Genomic DNA, 18,772 nt, shown 5'->3' on the forward strand with positions numbered 1-18,772 from the left:
CGAAAGCTCTTAGGAGGACGAATGAATTATTCCTTTCGGAAAGACAATGATTGGCTTTTAATTGGAACGACAATTGTGCTTGTTTTATTCGGCCTGTTAATGGTGTACAGTGCAAGTTTTGTTGAAGGCTATATGTTATTTTCTAATCCTCATTACTACGTGATGAGACAAGCTATGTGGGTTGGCATTTCAGCCGTAATCTTTTTTATTTTGATGCATTTTCAATATAAACATTTTCAAAAACTGACTCCACTGATTGTTCTTGTATCGTTTATTCTTCTTTTTCTTGTTCTTATCATTGGAACTGGACGAGAAGATGTTGGAGCTGATCGTTGGATTCGAGTTGGTCCTGTTGGATTACAACCTTCTGAATTTGTAAAACTGGGACTGATTGTATACTTGGCTCATGTCTACTCTCGTAAGCAAGCTTACATTGATAACTTTGTTAATGGTGTATTGCCACCGTTAATTATTGTTGGAATGATGTTTGCGCTTATTATGCGCCAACCGGATTTAGGGACTGGAACATCGATTATGATAACGGCACTTTTAATGGTGTTTATTTCTGGAGCTAGATGGCGTCATTTAATTGGTTTGGCTGGAGTAGGAGCATTTGTATTTTCCTTCCTTGCAATATTTGAATCGTACCGTTTGGAACGTTTGACTTCCTATATGGATCCGTTTGCCGATCCGATGGGCGATGGGTTTCAGTTAATTAATGGTTATTTAGCGATATCTAATGGGGGCTTAAGCGGTCTTGGTTTAGGACAAAGTCTACAAAAGATGAGGTCTTTGCCAGAAGGTCACACTGATTTTATTCTAACCGTTATTTCTGAAGAATTAGGGTTTCTTGGTGTAGGATTAGTTTTTATCTGTTATGGTATTATTCTCTTCCGTGGCGTGTCGATCGGTGCCAAGTGTAAAACACCATTCGGAAGTTTACTTGCATTTGGTATTGTGTTCTCTCTTACAATCCAAATTATTTTTAACATTGGAGCTGTATCAGGTATGTTGCCAATAACAGGGGTAACATTGCCTCTTATCTCATATGGGGGAACATCCTTACTTATAACATTGACGAGTATTGCAATCTTGGCTAATATTCATCAAAATAATGAGCGACAAAAACGGAAGCAAGCCGAAAATGAATCGCTCTCTGCTTAGATGGGGGCTTTAGATGGAACGTAAACAACAGGGAATAGATTATACCTTGCTATTCCTTTTATTTTTGTTAATGTGTATTAGTTTATTGGCTATTTACAGTGGTGCTGGTCAATATTTCTCAGAAAATCCTACCTATTTTGTTGTTCGTCAATTGCTATGGTTTGGTATTGGTGCAGTTATAGTTGCAGGTATCTTGCTTGTTGATTTTGATTTTTATAAGAATCTAACTATACCTATGTATTCTTTTGGGATGCTCTTGCTATTAGCAGTTGAGTTTTTTGGAACGGAAAGAAACGGAGCGCAACGTTGGATTTTTGGCATTCAGCCCTCCGAATTTATGAAGATTTTTTTGTTAGTCGCGTTGGCTCATTTGCTTTATCGACTTACACATGAGCGGAATGACTTTAGCCTAAAAGCCGATTTTATCATTTTGTTAAAAATCCTTGCAGTTGGTGTTCCACCTTTTTTTCTTATCTTAAAACAGCCTGACTTAGGTACGGCTCTTGTTATTGCAGCAGTCATCGGGACTATGGTTTTAATGTCAGGTATTCGCTGGCGAATCTTATTGTCGTTAGCAGGGTTAGGTATTCTTTTCTTGGCTGTAATGGTTTACCTTCACCAAGCTCACTTTGAATTTTTTAGTTCATATCTAATTGAACCTCACCAACTTGCACGTATTTATGGATGGCTTTCTCCTGATGAAGATACAAGTGGTATTGGTTATCAGTTAAGCCAAGCCATACTCGGTATTGGGTCTGGACAATTATTTGGGACGGGTTTTATGGAAGGGGTGCAAACACAAGGTGATGCCATTCCTGAAATACACACTGACTTTATTTTCACTGTGATTGGGGAAGAGTTTGGTTTTTTAGGTGCCATGGTATTACTTGTAGTCTATTTTCTATTATTTTACCGGATGATCATGATTGCTTTAACCTGTAACAATCTTTTCGGGACATACTTGGTTTCAGGTATTGTAGGTTTACTCGTATTTCAAGTTTTTCAAAACATTGCGATGACCATTGGTCTAATGCCAATTACTGGACTGGCATTACCTTTTATTAGTTATGGAGGTAGCGCACTTCTTACAAACATGCTAGCAATTGGAATTGTCTTGAATGTCCAGTTCAGAACAAAGGATTATATGTTTAAAAGTAAGGAAACATATAGTTAACATAGGTGTTGATAAATGAGCAGAGGGGGAGAGAAACCGATGCGCATTGATAAAGTGCTTGCTGATGCAGGTTTCGGAACAAGATCCGAAGTTAAGAAAGCAATTAAACAGGGACTGGTTATCATTGACGATGTCAGAGTTAGGGATGCAAAAACGCAAGTAGACCCAAATGAACAACACATCCTTTTTAATCAAGTTCCTGTTCAGTATCAACAAGATGTGTACCTAATGTTGAATAAGCCAAAAGGTGTTGTATCTGCTACTGAGGATAATTTGCACAAAACAGTCATTGATATAGTGGCCCCAACATGGGGGCATAAAAAACTCTTTCCAATTGGTCGTCTCGATAAGGACACCGAAGGATTACTTATCTTAACGACTGATGGTCACTATTCACATGAGCTCATGTCTCCTAAAAAACATGTTTCTAAACTATACCGAGCGGTTGTTGATGGTTTTGTTACTTCAAAGGACCAAGACTCGTTTAAAACCGGTGTCATTTTAAATGATGGTTATCAAACAAAACCGGCAACGCTTGTTATAAAAGAACAAGCCGCTAACTCCATCGTGACAATTGAAGTTGTTGAAGGCAAGTTTCATCAAATCAAACGAATGTTTGAAGCGGTTAATAAAACCGTTCTGGAACTAGAGCGATTACGAATTGGTGGGTTACTGATTGATCCATCTTTAAAACGCGGTTCTTATCGAGAAATGACAGTAGAAGAAATTGAATTAGCAAAAAAACGCATATAAAAAGCAAAGACCTCTTGTAACTTGTTCAAGTGGTCTTTGCTTTTATTAAGAAACCTTTGTTTTTTTACTCGTTGCTTTCCATTTGCCACGTGCCGAACTAGTTACGAGATTATTGTACTCAAGTACGTTTAAATCACGTTGCACTGTGCGTTGTGTGATGCCGAACTCTTCAACCAATTCATTCGTCGTGACGGTTCCCTTCTGTTTGATGTACAAGTAGATGGACTTAATTCGAGTCAGCATACGATCAGTTGAAGTTTGCAAAAAACCACTCCTTCTTCGTTTTCGTCTCTAATACCTATACGCTAATCTATGCAGCTTACATGCAAATTAGTAAGTTCAATTTGCTTATTGCATTTAAGATAGGTGAGGCGATGGTCCCATGTTTTCGTGCATCGACTTATGATTTTCTTTTCTCTATCATAAGACACTTATAGTGTACACTAAAATAAAAAAAAGAGCAAAGAAGAAATCCTGTTAATTTATGGAGGTATTCTTTATTATACGGAACGAACAGTGTTTAAAACCGAACGATTATATGTTTTTTTTGTTAAATGATTGTAAATTGTTGCAACGAATCAAAAAAAGCTAGCAGATGCTAGCTTTCAAATTGAAATAAATCGGTGGATAAGTAACGCTCTCCCGTATCGCAAGCAATTGCAACAACGTGATCATCTGTTGACATTGTTTTCGCAAGTTCGAGTGCAGCATAACAAGCTGCTCCAGAAGATGGACCGACAAGAATGCCTTCTAATCGAGCTAAATCACGAGCTGTTTGATAGGCATTTTCATCACTAATTCGCTTTATTTCATTGTAGATATCAACATTTAAGATTGGTGGAACAAAACCAGGGCTTGTTCCAACAAGCTTGTGTGGACCTGGTTTTCCACCAGATAAAACAGGTGAGCCAGCAGGCTCAACAACATGAATTAACACATCGGGATACACTTTTTTGAGTGTTTCTCCCGTACCTGTAATTGTACCGCCAGTACCTGAAGCAGCAACAAAAGCAGAGAGAGTGGCATTTATAGAATCTAAGCTCTCTTTAATTTCAATTGCTGTTGTATGACGATGAGCCTCCGGATTTGATTCATTCTCAAACTGCATAGGCATATAGGAATTGTCAATTTCATCTGCGAGCTGTTTGGCTTTATCAATCGCACCAGGCATTTTTTTCTCTCCATCGGTTAAAACGACCTCTGCACCATACGCTTTTAACAGATTAATGCGTTCTTGACTCATTGTATCTGGCATAACCAGGATGGCTCGATACCCTCTCGCTGCAGCATTCATTGCTAATCCAATCCCAGTATTCCCACTAGTTGGTTCAATAATTGTTGATTGAGAATTTAATAATCCATCTTTCTCTGCCTGAACAATCATCGAGTATGCAGCTCGATCTTTTACACTTCCACTTGGATTAAACATTTCTAGCTTTAAGTAAACAGAAGCCCCATTTGGATCAGCAAGTTTGTTTAAACGAATTAACGGTGTCTTTCCAATTAATTCAGCAATATTGTTTACTACATTCATCACAGTCACCTCATTCTAGTTCCATTTAATTATTTTAACATAGTTAGTTGAATAACGATTGTTTCAGCTATTGAGAAAAGAACAAAGACCTATAGGAATAGAAACACAAGAGTAAATGTAGTGTAACCTTAACTGGTCCGTTTAAAGCGTCGATCATCCTTTATAAACGTATATTAGGCAAAATCTTTTTGAAAGACGTTGAAACTGTCCACTATTAAAGCTATAATAGAAAAGTCGTGATTTTGAACGTTAGTAGCAATCTTTTGCCTAGATTTAGGGAAAGATTGTTTTTCTCTGTCAAGAGCTGTTCAGCAATAGAGGAGGGTTTAGATGGATCAGAGCAGCTTATGGTCCGCACGTGATTTGCGTGTTAAACGTGTATTTAATTGGGTAGGTAGTTACGAATATATGATTGAATTAATTGGCTTGGAAGAGTGTATTGGATATGGAGACACATTCACAGAAGCTAAGCGTCATTTAGAGGATAGTATTCAATTATGGGTAAGAAATAATGGTGAGTCGGCCTTGCCTGAAATAACACCTTATGCACAATTAATTATGCTTGAACAACCTATGACAAAAGATGAATTTTCTTATATAAATCAAGAGTTACTGGCTCTTGATCAAGCTTGAAGGCATGTACATATACATGCTTTTTTGTTTTTCTCAATGATAAATAGGGAAGAGATTAATACGATTAGGAAAGGAGATGGTAGGATGAGCAAAAGACGAGTCTTAGTCACAGGTGGGGCAAATGGTATAGGGAAAACCATTGCCTCCATGTACGCAGAAGCAGGGGATCAAGTATTTGTTTTAGACAAAGAGAAGATTGAATTAGAAGCGAAAGATGGTTCAATCCTAACTTTACAATCAGATGTGAGAAAGGAAGAACAATTAAAAGAGGCGTTTCATTTTATCGACAAGACCTATGGGCCTGTGGATATATTAATTAATAATGCCGGGATCTCAGAATTCAAGCCTTTTTTAGAAACCACACTTGTAGAATGGAATAATGTGATTGAAACGAATTTAACCAGTGTTTTTATCGCTTCTCAATTGGCTGCAAATCAAATGCGTCGAACACCTCAGCCTAGTTTTATTATCAATATTGCATCGACAAGAGCATTTATGTCAGAGCCGAATTCAGAAGCTTACGCGGCTTCAAAGGGTGGAATTAATGCGCTTACTCATGCCATGGCCATTTCATTAGAACAAGAAAACATAACAGTTAATGCCATTGCCCCGGGATGGATTCATACGGGAGATCAAGAGTTATTACGTGAAATTGATCATTCGCAACACCCTTCGAAACGAGTCGGAAAGCCAGAAGACATTGCAAGAATGTGTTTGTTTCTCACAAATCCTCAACATACATTCGTTAATGGTGAAACGATTATAGTTGACGGTGGGATGACGAAGAAAATGATCTACGAGCATTAAAAAGCTTAAGCAGACGCTTAAGCTTTTTCTAAAAAACAATGGTTTTGTTCCCGTGAACCAATAGCTGATCATTTAAATGCCAACTGACTGCTCTTGCTAATGCAATCCGCTCAATATTTCTGCCGGCAATACGTAAGTCGCTCGCTGTATGCCGATGATTTACACGCATAATGTCTTGTTCAATGATAGGACCTTCGTCAAGGTCATCTGTTACATAATGTGCTGTTGCGCCAATTAACTTTACACCTCGTTCAAAGGCCTTTGCATAAGGATTGGCGCCAATAAACGCTGGAAGAAACGAATGGTGAATATTAATGATTTTATAAGGGTACGCAGAAACAAAGTTGGGAGTTAGAATTTGCATATAACGAGCTAAAACAACTAACTCAATACGATGTTCTCTTAGCAGCGTCAGTGCTTCTTCTTCTGCCTCCTTACGATTGTTTTTCGTTGATGGTATATGGAAGAAGGGGATCCCGTAAGATTCTACTTCAATTCGGTTATCATCATGATTGCTAATAACGAGCGGGATATCAGCAACTAACTCGCCAGCTTTCCACTTCCATAATAGCTCCGATAAGCAATGGTTTTCTTTAGATACAAATAGAGCCATTCTTTTTTTCCGAGAAGCTCTCTCTAGTTTAAATTGAAGCGAATGTACCCCAGCAAGCGACACGAACGCATGGTGGATTGCTTCGAACGATGTATCCGATTCATTCCATTCAAATTCCACTCTCATGAAGAAAGTTCCGTTTTCAGGATCAGTAGAATATTGATCAGATTGTACAATGTTTGCTTTGTGTGTAAATAAGAGTGTAGATATATGGGCAACAATACCAGGTTGATCGGGGCAAGAAACAAGCAGTCTTGCTCGTTGCTCTCGATTATGACTAATCAAAAAAGTACCTCCAGTTCATTTAAAGCAAAATTAATAACCTATACATTGAATCAAATGAAGAAACCACTTGTCAATGGATGAAGTGCGTCGCTTTTAAGATGATACATTTTTATTTTAATTATTCTTTTAAAAAGGCTCTTTATTTAGAGGGAATTTTGAAGAATGTCGTTGACGATTCTCATGCTTCTTTGGTACCATTGTATGCATCTATTAATTAAGATAAGACGGAAAATCATAACGGATACATGACAATAAGAACAGAATTCAATAAAGGCAGAGCCTAAACCTGTGCTCTGCTTATTTTGGTGGATTCTTTTTAGTTGTGATTGAGGTATACTGTATGAAGCGCACCTAAGATGTGGACGAAAAGAAAAGGAAATTGAAGGTGAAAATGGTGGAATTGTTTTTAGGAGAAGGCTGGGACGTCTTGCCTGCTGGGGGCTCGACTGGCGAAGCATATATAGCCAGACAAGGCGACTATCAATTATTCATAAAACGAAATTCATCTCCTTTTCTTGCGGTTCTTTCTGCAGAAGGAATTGTTCCGAAACTTTTATGGACTAAGCGTCTTGAGAGTGGTGATGTCATTACTGCTCAGCGATGGATTCAGGGTAGGGAATTGAAAGCAAAGGAAATGAAGGATACTAGTACGGCTAAAATGCTTGCGCACATACATGGCTCAAGTGAGTTATTAGATATGTTCACTCGAATGGGGAATGAACCGTTAAATCCAGCCATTATGGTTGAAAATATGTTTATGCAAGTATCGTTGTATGCGATTGATGATACATTAATAACCGAAGGACTAAGTTTTTTGGAAAAAACGATGAATCGTTTGGAGAACGTCCAATATGTCGTTTGCCATGGCGATATGAATCATAATAATTGGATGCATGATGAACAGGAAAACCTTTATTTAATAGATTGGGATGGTGCGACAGTTGCTGATCCCGCGTTAGATCTTGGGCTGCTTTTGTATTCTTACATTCCAGAAGAAAGATGGGCAGACTGGCTCAGTTACTATGGAGTGGCATTAACGACATCGTTACGTGTGAGAATGCATTGGTATGTCGTTGCTTACACTATCTCGGAAATGCTCTGGAATCAAAACCGGAAAAAATATGAACAAGTACAAGAATACAGAGAGAGATTATCTTATTTATTAAATAGCTCATCTTGTCCAAGATGAGCTATTCCTCTGTTTCCTGACACATTTCCCAGGAAATTATACGTAATGTGACATCTCTGAAAGCCAGTGTTCAACGGCTAAATGATCCATTGTATTAGTGGTTGATGCACTTGCAATCTCATCAATGGTCGTAATAAGCTCTGGATCGAGGTTTTGATCAGATGAGAGCTTTGCTAATAGGTGATTCAATTGACTTTGTTCATTTCTTGTTAAAAAGTGAGCAGATTTTTGATTTTCTAATAGGTCTATTACTAAGCCTATTTTATGTTTATTAGATAAAGGCATTATGCACCTCCTTACTTAGATAGGATTTGCTAACAAAAAACATTTATACCGATATATCAAAAGAGAGGATTGAACTACAATGCGCTTAAGACATAAACCGTGGGCAAGAGAAGAGTTGGACAAGCGTCCAAATCTTGTTATTCAAAATCCAGCTTCATTTCAGGGGAAGTGGAAAGATGTGTTTGAGAAAAATCAACCCCTTCACATAGAAGTTGGCACTGGAAAGGGTCAATTTATTACGAATATGGCAATACAAAATCCAACCATTAATTTTATTGGGGTTGAACGCTACGAAAGTGTGCTTTTAACCGCAATGGAAAAAGCCGAATTGGCTGGCTTAAAAAACTTAAAATTTTTAGGGCAGGATGTAAAAAATTTAAACCAATTTTTTGCGGAAAATGAAGTGGATCGCCTCTTCATTAACTTTACCGATCCTTGGCCAAAATCAAGACATGAAAAAAGAAGGTTAACCTATAAAACATTTTTAGCGATCTATAAACAGGTATTAAAAAAAGATGGAGAAATTCATTTTAAAACGGATAACCAAGGTTTGTTTGAGTATTCTCTTCATAGCATGTCAACATTTGGGCTCTCGCTAAAAAATGTTAGTTTGGATTTGCATAACAGTGCAATAGAAAATAATATAATGACGGAATATGAAGAGCGGTTTTCAGAAAAGGGAATGCGAATTTATCGTTTAGAAGCAACTTATCCTCAATAAAAAAGAAGCTCCGTTTAGAAACGGAGCTTCTTTTTTATACTTTTGTTAAGTTTAATAAAACACCTGATTTAACGTCAGCAATAAATTCATATTGAACTGGTCCATCTACCGTTGAACTTGTTAAGCCACCCCGGTATGCTTGAAACGTTAAGCCAAGGTGGTCAACCATTTCTGGCTGCATATGTATCCAAGACCCGTTAATAATGTATTCTTGTTTAACAACGGCTTTAACTTTTTTAAGAACAGACTCTGGTGATAGCTGTTCTGATTTACATGCTTTACTCGCGAGGATTCCGATCGCAATTCCAACTCCGACTCCAAGAGTAAGGCGCTTCATATCAACCACTCCTTTTATTCCGAAAAAATATTTATATTCTTAGTATAGCGAAACAAAACAAAAATAGCTATGGGAAACTGTACTGGCTTATCCGTTTAAACTTCGGTAAAATAAAATGGAACGAAATTTGTCGGGAGGTACATATGAACGAGAATACGAAGGCTTTATTTAAAACGTTAACAGAATTAATTGGACCACCAGGCTTTGAACATGATGTTCGTGCATTTGTAAGAAGTGAGCTCACTAAACATACAGATGAAATTATTCAAGATAAATTGGGTAGTATCTTTGGTGTTTTAAGAGGTAATGAACAAGGACCGAAAGTAATGGTTGCAGGTCATATGGATGAAGTTGGCTTTATGGTTACCTCAATCAATGAAAAAGGTTTAATAAAATTTCAAACTCTAGGTGGTTGGTGGTCTCAAGTCTTGCTCGCAACACGGGTACAGATAGTAACAGATAAGGGACCTATTATTGGTGTAATTGGTTCTACGCCTCCTCATTTATTACAAGATTCCCAACGTTCCAAGCCGATGCCAATTACGGAGATGTATATTGATATTGGTGCTGATGATAAAGAAGACTGTATTTCTTTAGGTATTAAACCAGGACAACCAATTGTACCAGAATGCCCTTTCACACCAATGGCTAATGAAAAGAAAATTATGGCCAAGGCTTGGGACAATCGCTACGGCGTCGGTCTGTCAATTGAATTGCTCGAAGCTTTAAAGGCAGAAAAACTTCCTAATATCCTTTACTCAGGTGCAACGGTTCAAGAAGAAGTTGGTTTACGTGGCGCTGCGACTGCGGCTGAAATGATTAAACCTGACATTAGTTATGTATTAGATGCAAGTCCAGCTAATGATGCAACTGGAGGTAAAGACGCATTTGGGCATTTAGGAAAAGGGGCCTTATTACGCATTCATGACCGCACGATGATTACGCATAAAGGAATGCGGGAGTTTATCTTAGATACTGCAGAGAGCAACAACATTCCGTATCAATTCTTTATATCACCTGGTGGAACGGATGCAGGTAGAATTCATACTTCTGGAACTGGCGTACCTTCAGCAGTTATTGGTGTGTGTGCTCGTTATATCCATACGTCTTCATCCATTTTGCATATTGAAGATTATGCAGCAGCAAAAGAATTAGTCACTAAATTAGTAAAAACAACAGATAAATCGATGTATGAAAGTATCATTTCAGGCTAATGAGACACGTTATAGTGGGATCTAAGAACCCTGCAAAAGTCCATGCTGTTCAAGAGGTTTTGATTAAAGAACCTTTTGAAGTACATTCAGTAGACGTTCCATCACTCGTATCTGCTCAGCCATTCAGTGATGAAGAAACAGTAACAGGGGCAATAAATAGAGCAAAGCAGGCACTTGCTTCAGCCGATGCTGCTTTTTCGATTGGTTTAGAAGGCGGTGTCTATAGACAGAATGGTCACCTATATTTGTGTAATTGGGGTGCTTTAGTTACTCCGGAACAAGCAATTTATACAGCTGGTGGCTTACGTATGCAGCTTCCTACTTACATGGTTGAGAAGCTTGAGCAGGGCTATGAACTGTCTGCTGCTTTAGCGGCGAACGCTTCTCAACAGGAAGGTGCAGTTGGTGTCCTTACAAATGGACGAATTAGTCGAAAAGAAATGTTTACCCACATTGTCCGTGCCTGTTACGGACAATACCTTGTTCATTAAAAATAAGCTAGCGTTCATGAGAACGCTAGCTTATTTACTATTCTTCAGCAAAAATATATTCGATTGTTTGGATTGCTTGTAAAGGTGTTTCTACTACAACCTGTGCTTTATTTGATAGTTCTTTTAAGGCATGATGTAGTTTCTCAGGTCTAATGAGAATAACCGGAATCCCTGCTTCAATGGCTTTGGCTGCATCCATTGCCGTATTCCATTGTTTGTATTCTTCTCCAAAAAGGGCTACAACAATGTCTGCTTTTTTTAGCCAAATGTGCGTCCGCAAATTGTTAATGCTTGAGGCAGCTTCATCTTTAAGTATGTTATTAGGTTGTTCTCCAATAATATCTTCGCCAATTCGGTCACTTTTTTCATGATTCTCCATTGGTCCTTTAAAAGATACCGGTAAATTCTTTTGATTTGCTAACTTTTTAATTTCTTGGCGCCAATTCGAATGAATCTCACCAGCTAAGTATACGGTCAATTCCATTTGAATACACTCCTCACTTTTCGTCTATATCTAATGGAAATAACCGATATTCGAAAAAAAAAACACTTTTACTGTCTTGTCACATGAATATACATAGAGTATCCTAGTAAAGTACATAATTTGCGAAGCGGGATGTGAAGAAAGAATGAAAGGGTTCTTAAAGAAAAAGGGAGTACAACCTTCATTAAAACTTTATTTCATAAAAGCTATGGGACAAATGACCTTCGGCTTGTTTGCTACATTGATTATAGGAATGATTATTAGGACCATAGGAGAGCAATTTGCAGTTAACGAATTAGTAGAATTAGGACAGTTTACGATGGATTTATATGGTGCAGCGATTGGAGCCGCGGTTGCGCTTGCATTAGGAGCACCTTCCTTTGTTATGCTCGCAACAATTGTTTGTGGGGCCGCAGGAGCTATGTATGGTGGGCCTGCTGGAAGTCTGATTGCATCAATCGTAGGAGCCGAAGTTGGTAAACTTGTAGCTGGTGAAACAAAAATTGATATTTTAGTAACGCCAGTCACAACAATTGTTTTTGGATATTTTACTGCATTGATCTTGGGAAAACCCATCCAATATGCAATGAGCTCGATCGGAGAGGCGATTACATGGGCTACCACCCAACAACCACTTATAATGAGTGGAATTGTTGCGGTTTTAATGGGATGGGCTCTAACTGCTCCTATTTCAAGCGCAGCAATTGGTCTAATGCTTGGTTTAGAAGGGAGTGTAGCAGCGGCGGCGGCAATCGGCTGTGCTGGACAAATGGTTGGGTTTGCTGTTGCCAGCTACCGTGAAAATCGGATAGCCGGTTTAATGTCAATTGGTATTGGAACTTCAATGCTCCTTGTTCCAAACATCATAAAAAATCCTTTAATCCTAATTCCACCTACTGTAGCAGGTTTAATTGCAGCCCCAATTGGAACGATGGCATTTAATTTAATCAATAATGCAGCTGGCTCAGGAATGGGGACAAGTGGTTTAGTAGGTCCGATTATGACTTTTACGGAGATGGGATTTACATGGGTACTTTTCTTACAAGTGCTAATATGCTATTGTATTATTCCGGCAGTAGTCGCTCTTTCAGTATCAGAGTGGATGAGAAGCCGCAATTGGATTAAAGCAAATGATATGAAAATCAGCGGGACATAACAGGAGGTAGTAAATTGGAACATATTACAAGTGTTGAGCATTTTAATCAAATTAAAGAAGAAGAAACAGCTGTTTTCTTATTTTCGGCTGATTGGTGTCCAGATTGTAGAGTGATCGAGCCTTTCTTACCTCGATTAGAAGTTGATTTTCCAACCTTTACATTTTATTATGTTGACCGTGACAAATTAATTGATGTTTGTGTTGAGCATGACATCTTTGGAATACCAAGCTTTTTAGTTTACGCGAATGGTGCCGAAGTGGATCGATTTGTTTCGAAAGATCGAAAATCAGAAGAAGAGATTGAATCATTCTTAACAAAAGCAGAAGCAGAGATAAGCTAAGGTCTCCCTTAGCTTATTTGTTTGCCTTTCTTTTGGGCTTACACGCATTTCATGTTAAACTAATTAAGTGTAAAGGGAGGGCTATTATGGAACTTCAAGCATTTCGAAAAAAAATAGAGAAAAAGCTCGAACGTGATGGTTGGACCATTCGTTATGATCATAAAGAATCTACTTTGAGAGTAGAAGACCCATCAATTAACAAAGGAGCGACTCTTGCTTTAAAACCATTGCTCGCAAAATGGGAAAGAAAAGAATATGATTCTGTAGAAGAAGTAATTCGTCATATTCAAAAAGGGCTTGAATCGATGAAACTGGAATTAAAATTAACTGGAAACGAGAAGGCGATTTACCCTGTAATAAGAGCTGCCTCTTTTCCGACTGAATCAGGTGGAAAGCATCTTATTTGGGACGAACATACAGCTGAGACGCGAATCTATTACGCGGTGGATTTAGGTGAATCCTATTCACTAATTGATGAAACGTTAGTAAAAGAGAGTAGTTATACTAAACAAGAGCTAAAAGAGATGGCTCTTTTCAACGTGCGTTCTCTCAACCAGCCTTTAAAGTCTGATACAGTTGCTGGTAATACGTTTTATTTTCTTCAATCAAAAGATGGCTATGTAGCAAGTCGAATTCTTGATCAAACACTTATAGAAAAGATGGAACAGCAAGCGAATGGTGAGTTAGCGGTTTCAATTCCTCATCAAGATGCTCTGATTTTCGCAGATATTCAAAACGATACTGGATATGATGTATTAGGTCAAATGGCGTTACAGTTCTTTGGAGCTGGTCGAATTCCAGTGACGGCCCTGCCTTTCTCTGTAAATAATGGTGAACTTGAACCAATTTTTATTTTAGCGCAAAAGAAGCCTAAAGGCTGATAGGAATAAACAATTCCTATGCTATACTATATTAGCTGTACAGATAATGTATGGTTTGAGGAGAATCGGAATGAACGCTTTTTATAATAAAGAGGGAATTGGCGACGTACTACTGTTAGCAACAGAGAAATTGTCAATTGAAGAACGGAAAATTGAACAATACGGAGGCATCGTAAAGGTTCAAAACAAGCATAATAAAACAGTTGGAATAAACTTATTAAATGCATCTAACTATGGAGAAATAGACGGCGCTGGGGCAATTGAAATAAATGAGTCGATTCGTCAACTAGTAAAGAAAGCATTTGAAGCAAACGAACAAGTATTGGATCTTCAGTTAGATCAAAGTCAATCTTTTGTGATCGGTCTTGTTGAATCAAAAGAAAAACATCCTAATGCGGACAAGCTTTCAGTATGTCAGGTGCGTGTTGGCAAAGAAGAAATGGTGCAAATCGTTTGTGGGGCACCAAATGTAGACGCTGGTCAGAAAGTAGTTGTCGCGTTAGAGAGTGCTGTCATGCCAAGTGGACTTGTTATTAAACAAACTCAGTTACGGGGTGTAGAATCTAAGGGAATGATTTGTTCGGCAAAAGAGCTTGATCTAGAGGGTGCGTCAAATGAAAAAGGTATTTTAGTCCTTACCTCTGATGAAGAAATTGGCTCTATTTTCTCGCCTTCAATTAAATAAGTGAAGTAATGACTGGCTTTCTGAAAAGACAGCCAGTTTTTTTATATAAGGCGGTGCAATAAAATGGATATTTGGAAAAAATGGATGAAATGGTTTAAGGTAGAGGATGAAATTAAAGAAGAAATAGAAGATCTGGATCAGACCTCTAAAGAGAAAAAACAAAAAGACGAGATAGAACTCGAAGACGCACGGATGATTTATCATTACGCCAATAAAGAGCTTGAAACAAAACGAAAGTCCACTGAACCAAAAAAAGAAGGGCGTATTCACAGTCCTTCAGGAGCTGAAAAAAATAAAGAGGATCATTCCGTAGAACGAGAAAATGTCCATCCGACTTTTTTTAAGGGAACGTTTAAAGCAAGTGTCATTCCTTCTCCCGTTCATGGAATTTTAAAACAGGAGGATAAGCATAAAAATAGTGATTACGATTGGCTAATTGATCAAACAAAAGAAAGCCAAGCTGCATTTGCAGAACGCCTTTATAAAAAATCAAATGAATCAGCATTTCATCAAGATCAGTCTTTACGGCGTAAAGAGCCGAAAGAATATGAAGAGGATGCTTTAGAATTAATGGGCGCAGAAAGAAGAAACGCAGAAAAAGCATTAAATGGAATGGAAGAACAGAAAAGCGATAGGTCCGAAGTAGAAGAGCAACTAAGCTCTACATATCAAGAGGAGCCAGCACAGGCAATAGATTCTCCCAAAAAAACTCCGGACGAAGACGAATTAATGAGCAGTGATTTAGTCTTGGAGGAAGATGAATTAGTGCTCGAGAAAGAAGAAGAAGTAATTCAAGCTGTTCCGCTTTTAAAAAAGAGAAGCAAGCAGGTTGATCTAATCGAGACCGACAAAGAAGATCATCCAGTTGAAGACATTGTTCCTACGAAACCTGCACACAGCAAGCAAGGAACAGAAACGAAAAAAAATCAAACTGGAAGAAGTGAAGAAAAAAAACAAGCTAAGGCATCCATTCCGTTTAATGTACTTATGTTGCCAAAAGATCGATCAAAAACCCAAGCAGAGTCAAAGGGCGGGAAAGACACGTATAATCGACCACCAATCCATTTGTTAAACATCCCTCAAAAAACGGAGGAAGATGATACCATTTGGTTGGATCAACAGGCTCATTTGTTAGAAGAGACACTCGCCAATTTCCATGTGGATGCTAAAGTCATTGACCGCACAAAAGGGCCAGCCGTTACAAGGTTTGAGATACAGCCAGGTAAAGGTGTGAAAGTCAATAAAGTAACGAACTTAACAGATGATATCAAATTAGCTTTGGCGGCTAAAGACATTCGGATTGAAGCACCTATTCCAGGTAAAAATGCAATTGGTATTGAAGTACCAAATCGAACGTCTGCACCGGTGATGCTGCGCGAAATCTTGAGAAGAGATGTGTTTCGAAATCCTTCATCTCCACTCACTGCTGCATTGGGATTAGATATATCAGGAAAACCGGTTGTAACCGATTTGAAGAAAATGCCACACGGGCTTGTAGCAGGTGCAACAGGATCGGGTAAAAGTGTATGTATTAACTCCATCCTCGTCAGCTTACTTTATAAAGCTTCACCAGAGGAACTGAAGTTGCTCTTAGTTGACCCAAAGATGGTTGAATTAGCTCCTTATCATGATGTCCCTCATTTACTTGCTCCAGTTATAACAGATGCAAAACAAGCGACGGGAGCATTAAAATGGGTCGTCCAAGAGATGGAGCGGCGTTACGAGCTATTTAGCAAACAGAGAGTTCGAGACATTGGCAAGTACAATGAACGATTCTCAACGAGTGATAAGCCAGCACTACCTTATGTGCTAGTTGTAATTGATGAACTTGCTGATCTGATGATGGTTTCGCCACAGGACGTAGAGGATTCCATTTGTCGAATTGCGCAAAAGGCGCGTGCTTGTGGAATTCACTTACTTTTAGCAACCCAGCGTCCATCAGTTGATGTTATTACTGGCTTAATTAAAGCCAATATACCGACTCGAATTGCTTTCTCTGTATCTTCTCAAACGGACTCTCGCACCATACTTGATATGGGGGGCGCGGAGCGATTGTTAGGCAGAGGCGATATGTTGTTTCATGAAAATGGCGCGGCAAAAGCGATAAGAGTTCAGGGTACTTTTGTTTCAGATGAGGAAATTGAGGCGGTTGTTGAATATGCCAAGCAATATGGAGAGCCGAGTTACGCTTTTAATACGGAAACAATCCAAAAAGCTTTTGAGAAAGAAGAAAGCGAAGATGAACTTTTTGAAGAGGCCTGTCTAGCTGTAGTTGAACAAGGCACAGCATCTGCGTCAAGCTTGCAAAGAAGATTCCGGATTGGGTATAATCGAGCAGCTCGCTTAATTGAAATAATGGAAGCAAAAGGAATTATCTCTGGGGCGATGGGAAGCAAGCCTAGACAAGTTTTAATAAGCAATGAAGAAATGAATGAGCTGTTCTTGCAAGAAAACAATTCAACTGGAACTTGAGAATTAAGATAAAGTTTTATATGATATGTAATGGATGAATTGTGTGAGTCAAGCTTTCTAAAATGACCGGACCAAATGAAGGTTTCGGCATATACTAATGATTATTAATAAAACTCATGCAGTTGGGTCTATACCTAGAATGATGTTCTAGGTTTTATGATTGGAGGCTTCACTATTGACAACCTATCACTTTACCGGCATTAAAGGCTCTGGAATGAGTGCGCTAGCGCAGATTCTTGATGATTTAAACCAACAGGTTCAGGGTTCGGATATCGAGGAAACCATTTTTACACAGAAACCTTTGGAGAAAAAAGGGATTCCTTTATTGCCATTCTCAGCAGAAAATATTAAAGGTGACCAACATGTTATTATGTCGGCTGCGTATAGTGAGACACACGAAGAGATAAAACGTGCAAGAGAATTAGGATTACAGGTTGATCTATATCCGAGTTTTCTCGGATCGTTTATTTCTCAATTTACTAGTGTAGCAATTACTGGTTCACATGGAAAAACATCAACAACGGGTTTATTGTCCCATGTACTTGGATCAATTCGTCCAACTTCTTATTTGATCGGAGATGGAACAGGGAAAGGTACGAAAGACTCTTCATATTTTGTTTTTGAAGCTTGTGAATATCGACGTCACTTTCTTAATTACGCACCTGATTACTGCGTAATGACGAATATAGATTTTGATCATCCTGATTATTTTTCAAGTGTTGACGATGTTGTATCGGCGTTTCAGTCCATGGCTATGCAAGTAAAGAAAGCAATTATTGCGTGTGGAGATGATCCTCATTTGCAACAATTGCAGGCAAATGTACCAATCGTCTATTACGGTTTAGAGGAAGATAACGATTTTCAAGCAAGGTCTATTAAGAACACGGATCAGGGTACTGTATTTGATGTGTATATTAGAGGAGACCTGTATGGGGAATTTACTATCCCTGGGTTTGGAGATCACAGTGTTAAAAATGCACTTGCTATCATCTCGCTCTGCCATTATGAAGGGTTGCAATACGAAGATGTAGCGAAACATTTGCAAACTTTTCTGGGTGTCAAACGACGTTTCAGTGAAAAAGTTTCTGGATCTCAAATTCTAATCGATGACTATGCACATCACCCAACAGAAATTGCAGCGACGATCGAAGCAACGAAAAAGAAATACAAAGATCGGAAAGTCATTGCCATTTTTCAACCTCACACGTTTACGCGAACAAAAACATTCTTACAAGAATTTGCTGATGCATTGAGTCAAGCAGATACAGTTTATTTATGTGAAATTTTTGGTTCAGCTAGAGAAGAAAAAGGCACATTGACAATTGAAAACTTGCAATGCTTAATAGACAATGCATTACTCATAAACGAACATGAAGTGGATCAACTTCTTCAGTACGATGATGCAGTATTACTGTTTATGGGAGCAGGAGATATTCAAAAGTACCAGCGTTTATATGAGGAAAGCAAACAAAAAAAGTAGCGAAAGCTACTTTTTTTGTTTGCTTAAGCAGGAAATTAAAAGGAGTTATCGAACATATAAGATTACACCCTTA

The 18,772-nt window shown here is 38.4% G+C and carries 21 protein-coding genes; 15 read left to right on the top strand and 6 right to left on the bottom strand.

The genetic code is table 11. From position 1 onward, the window contains the following. Positions 1-21 precede the first annotated feature (21 nt). Genes ftsW through JOC54_RS08020 form a run of 3 tightly spaced genes read left to right on the top strand, consistent with a single transcriptional unit; the run spans position 22 to position 3,091 of the window. Positions 22-1,164 (top strand): putative lipid II flippase FtsW, encoded by a 1,143-nt coding sequence (gene ftsW, locus JOC54_RS08010; protein ID WP_204465594.1) that lies wholly within the window; start codon positions 22-24, stop codon positions 1,162-1,164. A 13-nt stretch (positions 1,165-1,177) separates the two neighbouring features. Continuing rightward, positions 1,178-2,338 carry a rod shape-determining protein RodA gene (gene rodA, locus JOC54_RS08015; RefSeq protein ID WP_035421989.1) on the top strand — a complete coding sequence of 387 codons (1,161 nt, stop codon included), beginning with the start codon at positions 1,178-1,180 and terminating at the stop codon, positions 2,336-2,338. Positions 2,339-2,377: 39 nt separating this feature from the next. Continuing rightward, positions 2,378-3,091: a pseudouridine synthase gene (locus JOC54_RS08020; RefSeq protein ID WP_204465596.1), complete on the top strand. Its 714-nt coding sequence runs from the start codon at positions 2,378-2,380 to the stop codon at positions 3,089-3,091. Positions 3,092-3,136: 45 nt separating this feature from the next. On the opposite strand, the gene JOC54_RS08025 is transcribed toward JOC54_RS08020, so the two are convergent. Beyond that, positions 3,137-3,355 carry a DeoR family transcriptional regulator gene (locus tag JOC54_RS08025; RefSeq protein ID WP_011247639.1) on the bottom strand — a complete coding sequence of 73 codons (219 nt, stop codon included), beginning with the start codon at positions 3,353-3,355 and terminating at the stop codon, positions 3,137-3,139. Between the two features lie 334 nt (positions 3,356-3,689). Further along, positions 3,690-4,625 carry a cysteine synthase A gene (gene cysK / locus JOC54_RS08030; RefSeq protein WP_035440232.1) on the bottom strand — a complete coding sequence of 312 codons (936 nt, stop codon included), beginning with the start codon at positions 4,623-4,625 and terminating at the stop codon, positions 3,690-3,692. 330 nt (positions 4,626-4,955) lie between these two features. On the opposite strand from cysK, the gene JOC54_RS08035 reads away from it, so the two are divergent. Both JOC54_RS08035 and JOC54_RS08040 read left to right on the top strand, forming a co-directional pair. Then, positions 4,956-5,258, top strand: coding sequence for a hypothetical protein (locus tag JOC54_RS08035; RefSeq protein ID WP_051992097.1), 303 nt, complete (start codon positions 4,956-4,958; stop codon positions 5,256-5,258). Between the two features lie 84 nt (positions 5,259-5,342). Further along, on the top strand, positions 5,343-6,065 hold the full coding sequence (locus JOC54_RS08040; RefSeq protein ID WP_204465597.1) for an SDR family NAD(P)-dependent oxidoreductase: 723 nt from the start codon (positions 5,343-5,345) through the stop codon (positions 6,063-6,065). A gap of 28 nt (positions 6,066-6,093) precedes the next feature. On the opposite strand, the gene purU is transcribed toward JOC54_RS08040, so the two are convergent. Further along, positions 6,094-6,963 (bottom strand): formyltetrahydrofolate deformylase, encoded by an 870-nt coding sequence (purU, locus tag JOC54_RS08045; RefSeq protein ID WP_204465598.1) that lies wholly within the window; start codon positions 6,961-6,963, stop codon positions 6,094-6,096. 394 nt (positions 6,964-7,357) lie between these two features. Between purU and JOC54_RS08050 the strand changes: the two genes are divergently transcribed. Next, on the top strand, positions 7,358-8,152 hold the full coding sequence (locus JOC54_RS08050; RefSeq protein WP_035421991.1) for a phosphotransferase family protein: 795 nt from the start codon (positions 7,358-7,360) through the stop codon (positions 8,150-8,152). A gap of 36 nt (positions 8,153-8,188) precedes the next feature. Here JOC54_RS08050 and JOC54_RS08055 read toward each other — a convergent pair whose 3' ends face one another. Further along, entirely contained in the window at positions 8,189-8,437 is a 249-nt protein-coding gene (locus JOC54_RS08055; protein WP_035421992.1) for a YtzH-like family protein, read from the bottom strand. Between the two features lie 79 nt (positions 8,438-8,516). Here JOC54_RS08055 and trmB point away from each other — a divergent pair, with 79 nt between their 5' ends. Continuing rightward, the gene (gene trmB / locus JOC54_RS08060; protein WP_204465599.1) at positions 8,517-9,158 is read left to right on the top strand and encodes a tRNA (guanosine(46)-N7)-methyltransferase TrmB; all 642 of its coding nucleotides are present in this window, start codon (positions 8,517-8,519) and stop codon (positions 9,156-9,158) included. Positions 9,159-9,192: 34 nt separating this feature from the next. Here trmB and JOC54_RS08065 read toward each other — a convergent pair whose 3' ends face one another. Beyond that, entirely contained in the window at positions 9,193-9,495 is a 303-nt protein-coding gene (locus JOC54_RS08065) for a hypothetical protein (RefSeq protein ID WP_035421926.1), read from the bottom strand. Between the two features lie 143 nt (positions 9,496-9,638). Here JOC54_RS08065 and JOC54_RS08070 point away from each other — a divergent pair, with 143 nt between their 5' ends. Beyond that, the gene (locus tag JOC54_RS08070) at positions 9,639-10,709 is read left to right on the top strand and encodes a M42 family metallopeptidase (RefSeq protein ID WP_054793315.1); all 1,071 of its coding nucleotides are present in this window, start codon (positions 9,639-9,641) and stop codon (positions 10,707-10,709) included. After that, complete coding sequence (locus JOC54_RS08075) at positions 10,709-11,200, top strand: DUF84 family protein (RefSeq protein ID WP_204465600.1); 492 nt, start codon at positions 10,709-10,711, stop codon at positions 11,198-11,200. Before JOC54_RS08070 ends, JOC54_RS08075 begins: the two co-directional genes overlap by 1 nt. 37 nt (positions 11,201-11,237) lie before the next feature. Here JOC54_RS08075 and JOC54_RS08080 read toward each other — a convergent pair whose 3' ends face one another. Next, positions 11,238-11,684, bottom strand: coding sequence for a YtoQ family protein (locus JOC54_RS08080; protein WP_035440241.1), 447 nt, complete (start codon positions 11,682-11,684; stop codon positions 11,238-11,240). A gap of 145 nt (positions 11,685-11,829) precedes the next feature. Here JOC54_RS08080 and JOC54_RS08085 point away from each other — a divergent pair, with 145 nt between their 5' ends. From JOC54_RS08085 to murC, 6 genes are all read left to right on the top strand, one after another. Then, complete coding sequence (locus tag JOC54_RS08085) at positions 11,830-12,840, top strand: PTS sugar transporter subunit IIC (protein ID WP_204465601.1); 1,011 nt, start codon at positions 11,830-11,832, stop codon at positions 12,838-12,840. 23 nt (positions 12,841-12,863) lie between these two features. Continuing rightward, a complete protein-coding gene (locus JOC54_RS08090) occupies positions 12,864-13,181 on the top strand; it encodes a thioredoxin family protein (RefSeq protein WP_437183525.1) in 318 nt (105 codons plus the stop codon). Between the two features lie 86 nt (positions 13,182-13,267). Continuing rightward, positions 13,268-14,062, top strand: a complete 795-nt coding sequence (locus tag JOC54_RS08095) for a DUF1444 domain-containing protein (protein WP_204465602.1) — start codon at positions 13,268-13,270, stop codon at positions 14,060-14,062. A 70-nt stretch (positions 14,063-14,132) separates the two neighbouring features. After that, positions 14,133-14,747 (top strand): YtpR family tRNA-binding protein, encoded by a 615-nt coding sequence (gene ytpR, locus JOC54_RS08100; protein WP_204465603.1) that lies wholly within the window; start codon positions 14,133-14,135, stop codon positions 14,745-14,747. A gap of 63 nt (positions 14,748-14,810) precedes the next feature. Next, positions 14,811-17,219: a DNA translocase FtsK gene (locus JOC54_RS08105; RefSeq protein WP_204465605.1), complete on the top strand. Its 2,409-nt coding sequence runs from the start codon at positions 14,811-14,813 to the stop codon at positions 17,217-17,219. A 175-nt stretch (positions 17,220-17,394) separates the two neighbouring features. Continuing rightward, positions 17,395-18,699 (top strand): UDP-N-acetylmuramate--L-alanine ligase, encoded by a 1,305-nt coding sequence (gene murC / locus JOC54_RS08110; protein ID WP_204465607.1) that lies wholly within the window; start codon positions 17,395-17,397, stop codon positions 18,697-18,699. Positions 18,700-18,772 lie beyond the last annotated feature (73 nt).

It is taken from the genome of Shouchella xiaoxiensis, assembly GCF_016907895.1.
Taxonomy (GTDB): domain Bacteria; phylum Bacillota; class Bacilli; order Bacillales; family Bacillaceae_D; genus Shouchella; species Shouchella xiaoxiensis.